At 65.9% G+C, this 15,745-nt stretch carries 9 protein-coding genes; 5 read left to right on the top strand and 4 right to left on the bottom strand.

Annotation, left to right across the window (positions count from 1 at the left end; genetic code table 11):
* The first annotated feature begins 2 nt into the window (after positions 1-2).
* Positions 3-722, top strand: a complete 720-nt coding sequence (locus tag QP166_RS10285; protein ID WP_333915830.1) for a ribonuclease T2 — start codon at positions 3-5, stop codon at positions 720-722.
* Between the two features lie 512 nt (positions 723-1,234).
* On the opposite strand, the gene rpoC is transcribed toward QP166_RS10285, so the two are convergent.
* A complete protein-coding gene (rpoC, locus tag QP166_RS10280; RefSeq protein ID WP_333915829.1) occupies positions 1,235-5,533 on the bottom strand; it encodes a DNA-directed RNA polymerase subunit beta' in 4,299 nt (1,432 codons plus the stop codon).
* Between the two features lie 132 nt (positions 5,534-5,665).
* Positions 5,666-9,853, bottom strand: a complete 4,188-nt coding sequence (gene rpoB, locus QP166_RS10275) for a DNA-directed RNA polymerase subunit beta (RefSeq protein ID WP_333915828.1) — start codon at positions 9,851-9,853, stop codon at positions 5,666-5,668.
* Between the two features lie 297 nt (positions 9,854-10,150).
* Between rpoB and QP166_RS10270 the strand changes: the two genes are divergently transcribed.
* The 3 genes from QP166_RS10270 to QP166_RS10260 are packed head-to-tail and all read left to right on the top strand — an operon-like array spanning position 10,151 to position 11,636.
* Positions 10,151-10,678 (top strand): DUF2975 domain-containing protein, encoded by a 528-nt coding sequence (locus QP166_RS10270; RefSeq protein WP_333915827.1) that lies wholly within the window; start codon positions 10,151-10,153, stop codon positions 10,676-10,678.
* Positions 10,678-10,896 (top strand): helix-turn-helix domain-containing protein, encoded by a 219-nt coding sequence (locus QP166_RS10265; RefSeq protein ID WP_333915826.1) that lies wholly within the window; start codon positions 10,678-10,680, stop codon positions 10,894-10,896. Before QP166_RS10270 ends, QP166_RS10265 begins: the two co-directional genes overlap by 1 nt.
* A complete protein-coding gene (locus QP166_RS10260; protein WP_333915825.1) occupies positions 10,893-11,636 on the top strand; it encodes a hypothetical protein in 744 nt (247 codons plus the stop codon). The genes QP166_RS10265 and QP166_RS10260 overlap by 4 nt, the downstream gene beginning before the upstream one ends.
* 141 nt (positions 11,637-11,777) lie before the next feature.
* Here QP166_RS10260 and rplL read toward each other — a convergent pair whose 3' ends face one another.
* Positions 11,778-12,152 carry a 50S ribosomal protein L7/L12 gene (gene rplL / locus QP166_RS10255; protein WP_333915824.1) on the bottom strand — a complete coding sequence of 125 codons (375 nt, stop codon included), beginning with the start codon at positions 12,150-12,152 and terminating at the stop codon, positions 11,778-11,780.
* A gap of 69 nt (positions 12,153-12,221) precedes the next feature.
* Positions 12,222-12,737, bottom strand: a complete 516-nt coding sequence (gene rplJ / locus QP166_RS10250) for a 50S ribosomal protein L10 (RefSeq protein WP_333915823.1) — start codon at positions 12,735-12,737, stop codon at positions 12,222-12,224.
* 397 nt (positions 12,738-13,134) lie between these two features.
* Here rplJ and QP166_RS10245 point away from each other — a divergent pair, with 397 nt between their 5' ends.
* Positions 13,135-15,633 (top strand): PhoX family protein, encoded by a 2,499-nt coding sequence (locus QP166_RS10245; protein WP_333915822.1) that lies wholly within the window; start codon positions 13,135-13,137, stop codon positions 15,631-15,633.
* Positions 15,634-15,745 lie beyond the last annotated feature (112 nt).

The following is a 15,745-nucleotide window of genomic DNA, read 5'->3' as shown; positions in this document are numbered from 1 at the left end:
CGATGACGACGAAGCGAGTGGCGATGCTGGGCGCGCTGGCCGCGATCGCGATGCCGGGCGTGGCGAGTGCGCAGGCGCTGTCGTGCGCGATCCCGGCCGATCTGCCGCGTCCGCGCCCCGATCTTCCCTCGGCGAGCCAGCCGGCGCGGCGGCTGCCGATCGGTGGCTATACGCTCGCGATCAGCTGGAGCCCCGAATATTGCCGGACCAGCGGCGACCGGCCGAATGCGGGCTTCCAGTGCGGAGGCAGCAATCGCTTCGGCTTCGTGCTCCACGGGCTGTGGCCGGATGGCGTCGGCAAGGACTGGCCGCAATATTGTCGCGCGACGCCGATCCTGTCGCGACAGGTGATCCGCCGCCACGTCTGTGCGACGCCCTCGCCGCAGTTGATGCAGCACGAATGGGCCAAGCACGGCACGTGCATGGCCGGGTATACGCCCGACCGCTATTTCACCAAGTCGAACGCGATGTTCCACGCGCTGCGCTTCCCCGACATGGCGCGGCTGGCGCAGACGCCGCTGACCGCCGGGCGGCTGGCGGAGGCGATCGCTGCCGCCAATCCGGGGCTGCGCGCCGACATGATGCGCGTGACCGGTACGAAAAGCGGGGCGCTCGACGAGGTGTGGCTGTGCACCGACAAGCGCTTCCGCTACGCGCGCTGCCCTGCGCATCAGGGCGGGCTGAACCCGGCGGCGCGGATCACGATTACGCCGCCGCGGTGAGGTGAGGGGTCGCATGGGTTCGTCATTGCGAGCGTAGCAAAGCAATCCAGGGCCGGATCAGGACGCCCTGGATTGCTTCGCTGCGCTCGCAATGACGGGTGTGTGGGGGACTGGTACCGTCCACTCTCCGTCATCCCCGCGAAGGCGGGGATCCAGACGCGCTGGACCGTCGATCAGCGCTCAGAGTTTGATCCAGCTGGCTTGAATCATTTCTATTGTACCCCGGCGGAGGCCGGGGCCCAGGTGGGAAGGTCAGGGAGAGGTAGCGCGACACACATCAATAGCGTCCCCCACCTGGGCCCCGGCCTTCGCCGGGGTACATGTCAGCGTTGCTCGGATCACATCCTAGAGGTCCGAGGTTCTGGATTCCCTTCTTCGCGGAAACGACGGAGGGTGAGACGGCGCGGCTCGTTCCGGCTCGCCTGTCCGCAACCGCGCGAACAAAGGAAAAGCCGCCGCCCGGCATCCCGGACGGCGGCTTTTCTACAGCAGGCGCGTGGCCTGAACGAGGATCACTCCTTGTTCAGATACTCGCCCGCATCGGCGTCGGTGCCGGTGCCCGAGGGGACGACCTCGGCGAGCGGATCGCTGCCGGTGCCGACGTCCTCGCGCGCGCTGCGCTTCACTTCGGCCGCGCGGGTCTGCGCCGCGGTGCCGGCCGAGCCGGCCGCGACCATCGCGTCCTGCAACTTGCGCTGCTGGACGCGCAGTGCCGCGTCGCGCGACGATGCCGCCACGCGCAGGCGGTTCATGCCCGCACCGGTGCCCGCCGGGATCAGGCGACCGACGATCACATTCTCCTTGAGGCCCATCAGCGTGTCCTGCTTGCCCTGGACCGCCGCCTCGGTGAGGACGCGCGTGGTTTCCTGGAACGACGCCGCCGAGATGAAGCTGCGGGTCTGCAGCGACGCCTTGGTGATGCCGAGCAGGACCGGCTTGCCCGCTGCGCGCGCCTGACCGTCCTCCAGCTTCTCGTTGATTGCGTCCATCTCCTCGCGATCGACCTGCTCGCCCACCAGCAAGGTGGTCTCGCCGGACTCGATGATCTCGACCTTCTGCAGCATCTGACGAACGATCGTCTCGATGTGCTTGTCGTTGATCTTCACGCCCTGCAGTCGATAGACTTCCTGGATTTCGCTGACGAGATATTCGGCCAGCGGCTCGATCCCCATCGTCTCCAGAATGTCATGCGGGTTCGGCGAACCGCCGATCAGGTTGTCGCCACGCTTGACGTAGTCGCCTTCCTGAACGTCGATCACCTTCGACTTCGGCACCAGATACTCGACGACGTCGCCGCCGTCCTCGGGCTGGATGCCGATCTTGCGCTTCGCCTTATAGTCCTTGCCGAACACCACCCGACCGGAAACCTTGGCGATGATCGCCGCTTCCTTGGGGATGCGCGCCTCGAACAATTCGGCGACGCGCGGCAGACCGCCGGTGATGTCGCGGGTCTTGGCGCTTTCGCGCGCGACACGCGCCAGCACGTCGCCGGCATGGACGGTGCCGTTGTCCTCGACCGACAGCACCGCGCCCGGCGCCAGCAGGTAGCGAGCGGCCTCGCCCGAACCCTCGTCGAGCAGGGTCATGCGCGGACGCAGATCCTCCTTCGACTTGGTGGTCGCACGATATTCGATCACCACGCGCTGCGCGATACCGGTCGCTTCGTCCACCTGCTCGGTGAGCGTCTTGCCCTCGATCAGATCCTGGAACTTCACGGTGCCGCCGGTTTCCGTGATCACCGGCATGGTGAACGGATCCCATTCCGCCATCCGGTCGCCCTTGCTGATGATGTGGCCATCATCGAACATGACGTACGCGCCGTACGGGATCTTGTGCACCGCCAGCTCGCGGCCGTCCATGTCGACGATCGCGATCTCGCCCGAACGGCTGAGCACCACGCGACGGCCGCGCTGATCCTCGATCAGGCGCAGGTCGCGGAACTCGACCGTGCCATCGACCGGCGATTCGAGGTTCGACTGCTCGTTGAGCTGCGCCGCGCCGCCGATGTGGAAGGTCCGCATCGTCAGCTGCGTGCCCGGCTCGCCGATCGACTGCGCCGCGATCACGCCGACCGCCTCGCCGATGTTGACCGGCGTACCGCGGGCGAGGTCACGCCCGTAGCACTTGCCGCACACGCCGACCTTGCTCTCGCAGACCAAAGGCGAGCGGATCTTCATCGCCGGGACACCCAGCGCCTCGATCTGCGCGACCATCGGCTCGTCGAGCAGGGTGCCTACGGGTATGACGACCTTGCCGGTCTTGGCATCCACGACGTCCTCGGCCGTCGTACGACCCAGGATACGCTCGCCCAGCGAGGCGATCGTCGAACCGCCCTGCACGATCGCCTTCATCTCCAGCGCGCGCTCGGTGCCGCAATCCAGCTCGACGATCGTGCAGTCCTGCGACACGTCGACGAGGCGGCGGGTGAGATAGCCCGAGTTCGCGGTCTTCAACGCCGTATCCGCAAGGCCCTTACGCGCGCCGTGGGTGGAGTTGAAGTATTCGAGGACGGTCAGACCTTCCTTGAAGTTCGAGATGATCGGCGTCTCGATGATCTCGCCCGACGGCTTCGCCATCAGGCCGCGCATACCGGCGAGCTGCTTGATCTGCGCGGGGCTACCACGCGCACCCGAGTGGGCCATCATGTAGATCGAGTTGATGTCGCGCTCGCGGCCGACCAGCGGGCCGTCCTCGTAATGGCGCACCGCCTTGATCTCGTTCATCATCGAGTTCGCGACCTGGTCGCCGCAACGGCTCCAGGCGTCGATGACCTTGTTGTACTTCTCCTGCTGCGTGATCAGGCCGTCCTGATATTGCTGTTCGAAGTCCTTCACGAGGTCGCGGGTCTCGTCGACCAGCTTGTCCTTGTCCGGCGCGATCAGCATGTCGTCCTTGCCGAACGAGATGCCGGCGCGGAACGCGTGACGGAAGCCCAGCGACATGATCGCGTCGGCGAACAGCACGGTCTCCTTCTGGCCGGTGTGACGATAGACCTCGTCGATGACTTCGCCGACGTCCTTCTTGGTCAAGACGCGGTTGACGACGTCGAACGGCACCTTGTGGCTCTTGGGCAGGCACTCGCCCAGCAACATGCGACCCGGCGTGGTCTCATAGCGCTTGAGATACTGGTTGCCCTGCTCGTCGGTCTGCGGAACGCGGCTGACGATCTTGGTGTGGAGCGTCACCGCGCCGGCGAACAGCGCCTGATGCACCTCGGCCATGTCGCCGAGCATCATGCCTTCGCCCGGCTCCTTCTGCTTCTCAAGCGACAGGTAATACAGACCAAGCACCATGTCCTGCGACGGCACGATGATCGGCTTGCCGTTCGCAGGCGACAGGATGTTGTTGGTCGACATCATCAGGACGCGCGCTTCCAGCTGCGCTTCGAGCGACAGCGGAACGTGCACGGCCATCTGGTCGCCGTCGAAGTCGGCGTTGAACGCGGAGCAGACCAGCGGATGCAGCTGGATCGCCTTGCCCTCGATCAACACCGGCTCGAACGCCTGGATGCCGAGGCGGTGGAGCGTCGGCGCGCGGTTCAGCAGCACGGGATGCTCGCGGATCACCTCGTCCAGGATGTCCCAGACTTCCTTGCGCTCCTTCTCGACCCACTTCTTCGCCTGCTTCAGCGTCATGCTGAGGCCCTTGGCGTCGAGGCGCGCGTAGATGAACGGCTTGAACAGCTCGAGCGCCATCTTCTTGGGCAGGCCGCATTGGTGCAGCTTCAGCTCCGGGCCGGTCACGATGACCGAACGACCCGAATAGTCGACGCGCTTGCCGAGAAGGTTCTGGCGGAAGCGGCCCTGCTTGCCCTTGAGCATGTCGGACAGCGACTTAAGCGGACGCTTGTTGGCGCCGGTGATCGTGCGACCGCGACGGCCGTTATCGAACAGCGCGTCGACCGCTTCCTGCAACATGCGCTTCTCGTTGCGGACGATGATGTCCGGCGCGCGCAGTTCCATGAGGCGCTTCAACCGGTTGTTGCGGTTGATGACGCGGCGATACAGGTCGTTCAGGTCCGACGTCGCGAAGCGGCCGCCGTCCAGCGGCACCAGTGGGCGCAGCTCGGGCGGGATGACCGGCACGACCTCGAGGATCATCCATTCCGGGCGGTTGCCGGATTCGAGGAAGCTCTCGACGACCTTGAGGCGCTTGATGATCTTCTTGGGCTTCAGCTCCGACTTGGTCGTCGCCAGCTCTTCGAGCAGCGCGACCTTCTCGCCCTCGAGATCGAGGCTTTCGAGCATGATGCGGACCGCTTCCGCGCCGATCCCGGCGGAGAAGGCGTCCTCGCCATATTCGTCCTGCGCCTCGAGCAGCTCATCCTCGGTGAGCAGCTGGAACTTCTCCAGCGGGGTCAGGCCCGGCTCGATGACGATATACGCCTCGAAGTATAGCACGCGCTCGAGCTGCTTCAGCTGCATGTCGAGCAGGAGGCCGATGCGGCTCGGCAGCGACTTCAGGAACCAGATGTGCGCGACCGGCGCGGCCAGCTCGATATGGCCCATCCGCTCGCGGCGGACCTTCGACACCGTGACTTCGACACCGCACTTCTCGCAGACGATGCCCTTGTACTTCATGCGCTTGTACTTGCCGCACAGGCACTCGTAATCCTTGATCGGACCGAAGATGCGCGCGCAGAACAGGCCGTCACGCTCGGGCTTGAACGTACGATAGTTGATCGTCTCGGGCTTCTTGATCTCACCGAACGACCACGAGCGGATCTTGTCCGGCGACGCGATCCCGATCTGGATCTGGTCGAAGGTCTCCGCCTTCGCGAGCGGATTGGCGAAATTGGTCAGTTCGTTCATTTTTCAGTCCCTGCCTCATCTCCCCTCCCTGGAAGGGAGGGGCCGGGGTGGGTAGGTGGCTCACGGGACCGATCCGCGTGTGGCCACCCACCCCTCAATCCCCTCCCTTGAAGGGAGGGGAGGGTAGAAGAGTTACTCCGCGGCCTCGGCCATGCCGTCGTCCTGCGCCTCTTCCATCGACTTGAGATCGACGTTGAGACCCAGCGAGCGCATTTCCTTGACGAGCACGTTAAAGCTCTCCGGGATGCCGGCCTCGAACGTGTCGTCGCCCTTGACGATCGCCTCGTAGACCTTGGTGCGGCCGACCACGTCGTCCGACTTCACCGTCAGCATTTCCTGGAGCGTGTACGCCGCGCCATACGCCTGGAGCGCCCAGACTTCCATTTCGCCGAAGCGCTGGCCACCGAACTGCGCCTTACCACCCAGCGGCTGCTGCGTGACGAGCGAGTACGGCCCGATCGACCGGGCGTGGATCTTGTCGTCCACAAGGTGGTGCAGCTTGAGCATGTAGATGATGCCCACTGTCACCTTGCGGTCGAACTTGTCGCCGGTGCGCCCGTCGAACAGGTCCGACTGACCCGAGGTGTCGAGCCCGGCCAGCTCGAGCATGTCCGACACGTCCTTCTCGACCGCGCCGTCGAACACCGGGGTGCCCATCGGAACGCCGGGCGTCAGGTTCTGCGCCAGCTCGATGATCTCGCCCGCGTCGCGCGAGTCGATGTCGTCGAGATAATGCTCGCCATAGACGGTGCGGAGCCGATCCTTGACCACGTCGGGCATCTCGCCCGCCTTGGCGTCGGGGTTGGCGTCGCGCCAGTCTTCCAGCGCGTGCTTGATCTGCTGACCAAGCCCACGCGCCGCCCAGCCGAGGTGCGTCTCGAAGATCTGCCCGACGTTCATGCGGCTCGGCACGCCCAGCGGGTTGAGCACGAGGTCGACCGGCGTCCCGTCGGCGAGGAACGGCATGTCCTCCGCCGGCAGGATGCGGCTGATGACGCCCTTGTTGCCGTGACGGCCGGCCATCTTGTCGCCCGGCTGCAGCTTGCGCTTCACCGCGACGAACACCTTGACCATCTTCAGCACGCCCGGCGGCAGCTCGTCACCGCGCTCCAGCTTCTCGCGGCGATCCTCGAACTTGTCTCGGATGCGCTTGGCCGCCTCGTCATACTGGCCCTTCACGGCCTCGAGGTTCGACTGGACCGCATCGTCGGCCACCGCGAACTTCCACCATTCGTGGCGTTCGACGCTGTCCAGCACGTCCATGTCGATGGTCACGCCCTTCTTGACGCCCTTCGGCGCGGCGGTCGCGACCTGACCCAGCAGCATCTCACGCAGACGCGACCAGGTCGCGCGGTTGAGGATCGTGCGCTCGTCGTCCGAGTCCTTCTTCAGGCGCTCGATCTCCTCGCGCTCGATCGCCATCGCGCGCTCGTCCTTGTCGATGCCGTGGCGATTGAAGACGCGGACGTCGACGATCGTCCCGGCCACGCCCGGCGGCAGACGCAGCGACGTGTCGCGCACGTCCGACGCCTTTTCACCGAAGATCGCGCGGAGCAGCTTCTCTTCCGGCGTCATCGGGCTTTCGCCCTTCGGCGTGATCTTGCCGACCAGGATGTCGCCCGGCTCGACCTCGGCGCCGACGTACACGATGCCCGCCTCGTCGAGGTTGCGCAGCGCTTCCTCGCCGACGTTCGGGATGTCGCGGGTGATGTCCTCCGGCCCGAGCTTCGTATCGCGGGCCATCACCTCGAACTCGTCGATGTGGATCGACGTGAACACGTCGTCCTTCACGATCCGCTCGCTGATGAGGATCGAATCCTCGTAGTTGTAGCCGTTCCAGGGCATGAACGCGACGAGCGCGTTGCGGCCCAGCGCCAGCTCGCCGAACTCGGTCGACGGACCATCGGCGATGCAGTCGCCCGCATTCACCACGTCGCCCACCTTCACCAGCGGACGCTGGTTGATGCAGGTCGACTGGTTCGAACGCTGGAACTTCATCAACGTGTAGATGTCGACGCCCGACTTGCCGGCATCGACCTCGCCGGTTGCGCGGACCACGATACGCGCCGCGTCGACCTGGTCGACGATGCCCGCACGCTTGGCCGAGATCGCCGCGCCCGAATCGCGCGCCACGGTCTCCTCCATCCCGGTGCCGACGAACGGCGCCTCGGCGCGCACCAGCGGCACGGCCTGACGCTGCATGTTCGAGCCCATCAATGCGCGGTTCGCGTCGTCGTTCTCCAGGAACGGGATCAGCGACGCCGCGACCGACACGAGCTGCTTCGGCGACACGTCCATCAGCGTCACCGTCTCCGGCAGCGCCATCAGGAACTCGCCCGCCTGCCGTGCGGAGACCAGCTCCTCGGCGAACGAGCCGTCCTCGTTCAGCTCCGCCGACGCCTGCGCGACGGTGTGCTTCTGCTCTTCCATCGCCGACAGATAGACGACCTCGTTGGTCACCTTGCCGTCCACGATCTTGCGGTACGGCGTCTCGATGAAGCCGTACTTGTTGACGCGCGCGAAGGTCGACAGCGAGTTGATCAGACCGATGTTCGGGCCTTCCGGGGTCTCGATCGGGCAGATGCGGCCATAGTGGGTCGGGTGGACGTCGCGGACCTCAAAACCCGCACGCTCACGCGTCAGACCGCCCGGCCCGAGCGCCGAGACGCGACGCTTGTGCGTCACTTCGGAGAGCGGGTTGGTCTGGTCCATGAACTGCGACAGCTGCGACGAACCGAAGAACTCGCGCACCGCGGCGACCGCGGGCTTGGCGTTGATCAAGTCGTTCGGCATCACCGTCGAGACGTCGACCGACGACATGCGCTCCTTCACGGCGCGCTCCATGCGGAGCAGGCCGACGCGATACTGATTCTCCAGCAGCTCGCCCACCGAACGGACGCGGCGGTTGCCGAGATTGTCGATGTCGTCGATTTCGCCCTTGCCGTCCTTCAGGCCGACCAGCGTCTTGACGACCGCCAGAATGTCCTCGGTCCGCAGCGTGGTGTGCGTGTCCGGCGCATCCAGCTCCAGGCGCATGTTCAGCTTCACGCGGCCCACCGCCGACAGGTCGTAGCGGTCCGGATCGAAGAACAGGCCGGCGAACAGCGACTCCGCCGTCTCCAGCGTCGGCGGCTCGCCGGGGCGCATCACGCGATAGATGTCCGACAGCGCCTGCTCGCGCTCCTCGGCCTTGTCGGCCTTGAGCGTGTTGCGGATCCACGGACCCGTCGCGACATGGTCGATGTCGAGCAGCTCGATGCGGTCGATCCCCGCCTTGTCGAGCTTTTCGAGGTTCTCCGGCCCGATCTCGTCACCGGCCTCGACGTAGATCTCGCCGGTGGCTGCGTTGATCAGGTCATAAGCGCTGTAGCGACCGTAGATTTCCTCGGTCGGGATCAACAGCGTCTCCAGACCGTCCTTGCCGGCCTTGTTCGCCGCGCGCGGAGTGATCTTGGTGCCGGCGGCGAAGATCACTTCGCCCGACTTGGCATCGACGATGTCGAAGGTCGGCTTCACGCCGCGCCAGCTCTCGACCTGGAACGGGATCTGCCAGCCGCCCTGGCCACGCACGAACGTGACGCGGTTGTAGAACTGGTTGAGGATCTCCTCGCCGTTCATCCCCAGCGCGTACAGCAGCGCGGTGACCGGCAGCTTGCGCTTACGGTCGATACGGACGTTGACGATGTCCTTGGCGTCGAACTCGAAATCGAGCCACGAGCCGCGATACGGGATCACGCGCGCCGCGAACAAATACTTGCCCGACGCGTGCGTCTTGCCGCGATCGTGATCGAACAGCACGCCCGGCGAGCGGTGCATCTGCGACACGATGACGCGCTCGGTGCCGTTGATGAAGAAGGTGCCGTTCTCGGTCATGAGCGGCATGTCGCCCATGTAGACGTCCTGCTCCTTGATATCGAGCACCGAACGGGTCTCCGTATCGGGATCCACCTCGAACACGATCAGGCGCAACGTGACGCGCATCGGCGCTGCATAGGTGATGCCGCGCTGACGGCATTCCTCGACGTCGAACTTCGGCGGCTCCAGCTCGTAATTGACGAAGTCCAGCTCGGCGGTGCCGGCGAAGTCGCGGATCGGGAACACGCTGCGCAGCGTCTTCTCGAGACCCGAGACATAGTTGATCGACGGATCGGAACGCAGGAACTGCTCATAGCTCTCGCGCTGGACCTCGATCAGGTTCGGCATCTGCACCACTTCGTGGATGTTGCCGAAAACCTTGCGGATGCGACGCTTGCGCGTGCCCGCCCCGTTCAGAGCCTTCTCGGTCCGCGCGGTGCCCGCGTCGATCGGATTGGTCGCCATAAAAGCTTGTGCCTCGTCAGCCGTCAAAATGCAGGCGCAGGGTCGAACGAAGAAAAGCCGAGCGCAAAGATGCGTCGGCTTTCAGCGTCCTGAACCGCGGCTTCCCAATCCGATCGACACGCTGCGCAAGGCGTGCCGTTTCCCGGAAGCTGTGGTGATGGAGCGGATATAGGAGGTGGCCAGCAGACTGTCAAAGCCTGTCCGCTTATCGAGGTCGACATATTGATAAACGATATTTAGCTTGTCGTAATTCGATAAGGCTGTCAATTATTGCGCGGGATTCGGAGGGGGCGTGTGATGGACGGTGACGGTTCGCGGCTGGTGCGATGGGGAGAACGCGCGCTGCGTTGGTGCGCGGTGGCGAACATCGGGTTCGGCGTCCTTGCCGTCGGGTGCTTGATCGCGAGCTTCGTGGCGGAGCCGCTGCTCGCCGCGCAACTGGGGCGCAAGTACCGTGACGCGGTCTTCATCCCGGCGGTGATCTGGGAATTGCGGACGCTGATTCTGATCGGCGTGATTGCGGTCTGGCCGCTCGACCGCTGCCTGCGTGCGCTCGCCGACGTGCTTCGTAGCGTGCGGCGGGGCGCGCCGTTCGATCCCGACAATGCGGCGCGCGTCACCACCATCGGCTGGGGGCTGGTCGGGGTCCAGTGCGTGGACCTGTTCGGTAGCGCGCTGACCGCATTGATCGCACGCACCGGAGCGGACGTGGCGGCGTGGACGCCGTCGCTTGCGGGGTGGATCTCGGTGCTGATCGCCTTCGTGCTGGCGCGGGTGTTCGCGGCGGGCGCGCGGCTCGATGCCGAGCTGGAGGGGACCGTCTGATGCCGGTGATCGTGCATCTCGACGACCTGTTGCATCACCGCCGCATGTCGCTGACCGAGCTGAGCGACACGGTCGGCATCACCCTGGCCAATCTATCGATCCTGAAGACCGGCAAGGCGAAGGCGATCCGTTTCTCGACGCTTGAGGCGATCTGTCGCGCGCTCGACTGCCAGCCCGGGGAATTGTTGACATGGATAGAGGGGGACGGGGAGGAATGAGCGGGGAACGACGCACGGGATGGCGGCGGATCGGGGCCGATGTGGTCGACATCTACCGTCGCGGCGGGGGCGCGATGAAGGCCGCGCCATGGCTGGCGGCGATCGCGATCGTGCCGGAGGCGGCGCAGCATGTCGTCGAGATCAAGCTCGGCATGTTCGACTCGCTCGCGGCGTTTCGGACGCTGGGCAAGGAGGCGATCCGCTGGGACTTCGGCTATGCGAAGGTCGCGGGCGTCGTGCTGGCGATGCTGGCGATGGCGCGCTTCCAGGTGAGCGGGTCGGCGCGTCGCGCCCTTCTGCCGCCTGTTGCTACCGCGTTGCGCGTGCTGGTGCTGGTGGCGCTGACCGCGGCGGTGAGCGTCGCGTGTAGCTGGCTGGGAGCGCGCACCGGGATCGTCGGCGCGGTCGGGTTCGGCGTGTTGTCGTTCGTGCTACAGTCCGGGGCGGTGCTGCTGCTGGTCGCGGAGCTGGTCGAGGACCGGACGCTGGCGTGGCGCGCGGCGTTCACGACGCATCTGCCGTCGGCGCTGGTGCTGACGCTGTATCTCGCGGTTGCGGCCGCGCCGGCGCAACTGCTGCATATGGCGAACCACCGGCTGGCGCTGGGGCAGGGCGCGCCGGTCGTATGGGGGCTGATGGCGTTCGATTCCGTCTGCGTCGGATTGCTCGCGTCGCTGGCCGGGGCAGCGCTGTTCGTCGGCAGCCGGGTGCGGCTGACGTGGCGGGGATGGCAGGCATGAAAAGGGGCGGCACCCTTGCGGATGTCGCCCCTTTTCTGCTGGCGGCCACGTCATCGGAGTGAATCCGATGACGTCGAACGAGCGGGCTTGGGCCGCTCGTCGGCCGGCCTCGTGTAAGGGGCGAGCCCCTCACACTTCGGCTTACTTCAGTTCGACGGTCGCGCCGGCTTCTTCCAGCTGCTTCTTGACCTTCTCGGCCTCGTCCTTGCTCACGCCTTCCTTGACGGGCTTCGGCGCGCCTTCGACGAGCGCCTTGGCTTCGGTCAGGCCCAGGCCGGTGATCGCGCGGACTTCCTTGATGACGTTGATCTTCTTGCCACCGTCGCCGGTCAGGATCACGTCGAACTCGGTCTTCTCTTCAGCGGCCGGAGCAGCAGCGCCGCCGCCAGCAGCCGGAGCCGCAACCGCCGCAGCGGCCGAGACGCCCCACTTCTCTTCGAGCATCTTCGACAGCTCGGCGGCCTCGAGGACGGTCAGCTCGCTCAGGCTCTCAACGAGCGCGTTCAGGTCTGCCATGATCTTACTTCCTATCTAAACGGGGACAGGTGCCCCAAAATCCAAACATCAACAGGATGCGGCCCGAAATCAGGCTGCCTCCTTCTCCGAATAAGCTGCCAACACGCGCGCGATCTGCGCGGCCGGGGCCTGGGTGATGGTCGCCAGCTTCGTGGCAGGTGCCACGATGAGGCCGACGATCTTCGCACGCAGCTCGTCCAGCGACGGCAGCGTGGCCAGTGCCTGCACGCCCGCCACATCGAGCGGGGTCGTGCCCATCGCACCGCCGACGATCTCGAACTTGTCGGTCGTCTTGGCGAATTCGGCGGCAACCTTGGCAGCCGCGACCGGATCGGTCGAGGTCGCCAGGCCGACCGGACCGGTCAGCATGTCGCTGATCGACCCATAGTCGGTGCCGTCGAGTGCGATCCTGGCAAGCTTGTTCTTCGAGACCTTGTAGGTCGCGCCGGCGTCCCGCATCCGGTTGCGCAAGTCGGTCGACTGCGCCACCGTCATCCCCAGGTTGCGGGTGACGACCACCACGGCAACCTCGGAGAAGGTAGCGTTGAGCTCGGCGACGGCCGCGGTCTTCTGACTACGATCCATGCCATTCTCCACGTTGGGAAGGGACGTGCCGAAACACGCGCCTTCCGGGTACGAACCGCCTTCCGTGCGGATGCACGACCGGCGGCATAGTCCAGCGATGGGGAATGACCGGCAACCGGCCGCACGATGATCGTGCAGGCGCGGGGAGCGTCGATCCTGTCCCCGCCTCGGCGGGGGATTAAGGCCCGAGGGGCCACCCGCTGTCTCGGACGGTGTGCCATGCCCGCGAGCGGACCGGCGACGCGGCGGGCTATAGCGGATCGCGCGCGCAGGTCAAGCGTGAAGCATGTGTCACGTATCTGACGCCGAACTGTCGTTCCGGCGTCGTCGAACCTTCACGGCGGTGCCTTTCTTCGCCGCGATAGCCGCCGGCAGGAACCAAATCGGGGAACGCCAAATGACCAGCCTGCGCCACGACGACGCGATCGTCTTCACTGACGGCGACGTCGACACCAATCCGTCCACCACCACCACGCTCGGCGAGCTGGTCGACCAGCGGTATTCGCGGCGGCAGATGATGGGCGGGATGAGCGCGATGACCACCGCGGCGTTCGGCGCGTCGATGCTCAGCGGCTGCGGCGCGGACGACAATGACGCCGACGTCATCACCGTCTCGGACGGCTCGACCGTCCAGACGCAGGGCGGCCGCATCGTGACGCTGACCGCCACCGCCAGCAGCAACGCCAAGACCACGAGCTGGTCGCAGGTGAGCGGCCCCAGCCTCGCGCTGACGACCAGCGGCACCTCGGTCAGCTTCGTCGCGCCGAACGTGACGGCCGCGACCAACGCCGTGCTGGCGTTTACCGCCACCAACGGCAACGGCAGCAGCACCGAGCGCACGACGGTCGTCATCAACCCCGCCACGCTCGATTTCACCGCGGTCGCCAAGAACAAGAATGACATCGTGACGGTGCCGACCGGCTATACCGCCTCGGTCATCTACCGCGTCGGCGATCCGCTCGCGAGCGGCGTCACGGCCTATGCCAATGACGGCACCGACAGCAATTTCGCGCAGCGTGCCGGCGACAACCATGACGGCATGAGCTTCTTCGGCCTCGCCGCCAGTGGCACCACCCCCGATGCCAGCAACAACACGCGCGGGCTGCTCGTGCTGAACCACGAATATATCAACCCGAACTATCTGCACGCCGCCGGGCAGACGACCGTGAACGGCGTCCGCACCGTCGAGGCCGAGGTCATCAAGGAGATCGAGGCGCATGGCGTGTCGGTCGTCGAGGTCACCCGCGCCGGCAATACCGGCGCCTGGAGCTACGTGCAGGCCAGCACGCTCAACCGCCGCGTGACGCCGAACACGCCCGTCGCGTTCAGCGGCCCGGTGAAGGGCGACGCGATGCTGCGTACGGTCTATTCGAAGGATGGCACCACGGGCCGCGGCACGATCAACAATTGCGCGAACGGTGCGCTGCCGTGGGGCGACTATGCGACGTGCGAGGAGAATTGGGCGGGCTATTTCCGCCGCGACACCGGTGACGCCGCGGTGCGCGTCGTCGCCGGCAACACCAAGCAGAACATCTCGCTGTCGCGCTACGGCATCGGGGAGGCCGCGACGGGCAACCACCGGTGGTCGACGGTGACGCCGGCCGATGCCACCTCCACGGTCTATCGCCGCTGGAACGCGACCGCCTCGGCGTCGCTCGCCGCGGACGGCACCGCCGATTTCCGCAACGAGCCGTACACGTTCGGCTGGGTGCTCGAAATCGATCCGTTCAATCCGGCGTCCACCCCGCGCAAGCGCACCGCGCTCGGCCGCATGGCGCATGAGGGCGTGATGCCGGGCCGGGTGATCGCGGGCGTCAAGCCGGCCTTCTACATGGGCGACGACGGCCGTAACGAATATGTCTACAAGTTCGTCTCGGCGACCGCCTGGGCGACGGCGGATGCGACCCCGTCCGATCGCCTCGCGACCGGCGACAAGTATCTCGACACCGGCACGCTGTACGTCGCCAGGTTCAACGCCGACGGCACCGGGCAGTGGCTGCCGCTGGTGTTCGGCCAGAACGGCCTGGATGCGAACAACACGCGCTATCCGTTCGCCAACCAGGCCGACGTGCTCGCCAATGCGCGGCTCGCCGGCGACGCGCTGGGGGCGACGCCGATGGATCGCCCGGAATGGACCGCGGTGAACCCGGTCAATGGCGAGATGTATTGCACGCTGACCAACAATTCGAACCGTGTCGGCGTTGCGACGAGCAGCAGCCAGCGCTCGATCGACCCGGCCAATCCGCGCGCCTATGTCGATACCCGCACCGACGGCAAGACGAACTCGGGCAACGCCAATGGCCATATCGTCCGGTTGCGCGAAGCCAACGACTCGACTGAGTCGCTGACCTTTACCTGGGACGTCTATGCCTTCGGTGCGCGCGCCGGCGCGGATGCGGCCAACGTCAACCTGTCGGATCTGGATGCCACCAACGACTTCTCGTCGCCGGACGGCCTGTGGTTCGGCTTGCCCACCAATGCGGGCGGGCAGGCGTCGCCGCTGCTGTTCGTCGAGACCGACGATAGCGCCTATACCGACGTGACCAATTGCATGTTGTTGGTCGGGATGCCCGGCCGCGTCGGCGACGGCACGACCAAGGCCGTCACCAGCTCGTTCGGCGGCACCGCCACCACCACCGCGCGCATCGGCGCCAAGCCGGGCGCGAAGCTGAAGCGCTTCCTGGTCGGGCCGAAGGAGTGTGAGGTCACCGGCATCACCTCGACCGCCGATGGCCGTTCGATCTTCATCAACATCCAGCACCCGGGTGAAGAGGGTGCCTACAACAACATCACCTCGAACTGGCCGCAGAGTCAGGCGACCGGCACCGGCACCGGCCGCCCGCGCTCGGCAACGGTGGTGATCACCAAGAACGACGGCGGGGTCATCGGGCTCTAAGCCCGGTATCGACCGGATACGAAAACGGCGACCGTAGCGGGGGCTACGGCCGCCGTTTTCGATCCACCGTCATTCCCGCGAAGGCGGGAATCCAGACGCGCAGGTCCGTCGG

Source organism: Sphingomonas sp. LR60 (genome assembly GCF_036855935.1).
Taxonomy (GTDB): Bacteria; Pseudomonadota; Alphaproteobacteria; order Sphingomonadales; family Sphingomonadaceae; genus Sphingomonas.
The sequence above is the reverse complement of the archived record's forward strand: the minus strand, read 5'-3'. Positions and strand labels throughout refer to the sequence as shown.

What these genes read in the sequence shown, in the direction of transcription:
- QP166_RS10285 (WP_333915830.1), top strand. Translation starts at nt 3, where the DNA reads ATGACGACGAAGCGAGTGGCGATGCTGGGCGCGCTGGCCGCGATCGCG.
- rpoC (WP_333915829.1), bottom strand. Translation starts at nt 5,533, where the DNA reads ATGAACGAACTGACCAATTTCGCCAATCCGCTCGCGAAGGCGGAGACC.
- rpoB (WP_333915828.1), bottom strand. Translation starts at nt 9,853, where the DNA reads ATGGCGACCAATCCGATCGACGCGGGCACCGCGCGGACCGAGAAGGCT.
- QP166_RS10270 (WP_333915827.1), top strand. Translation starts at nt 10,151, where the DNA reads ATGGACGGTGACGGTTCGCGGCTGGTGCGATGGGGAGAACGCGCGCTG.
- QP166_RS10265 (WP_333915826.1), top strand. Translation starts at nt 10,678, where the DNA reads ATGCCGGTGATCGTGCATCTCGACGACCTGTTGCATCACCGCCGCATG.
- QP166_RS10260 (WP_333915825.1), top strand. Translation starts at nt 10,893, where the DNA reads ATGAGCGGGGAACGACGCACGGGATGGCGGCGGATCGGGGCCGATGTG.
- rplL (WP_333915824.1), bottom strand. Translation starts at nt 12,152, where the DNA reads ATGGCAGACCTGAACGCGCTCGTTGAGAGCCTGAGCGAGCTGACCGTC.
- rplJ (WP_333915823.1), bottom strand. Translation starts at nt 12,737, where the DNA reads ATGGATCGTAGTCAGAAGACCGCGGCCGTCGCCGAGCTCAACGCTACC.
- QP166_RS10245 (WP_333915822.1), top strand. Translation starts at nt 13,135, where the DNA reads ATGACCAGCCTGCGCCACGACGACGCGATCGTCTTCACTGACGGCGAC.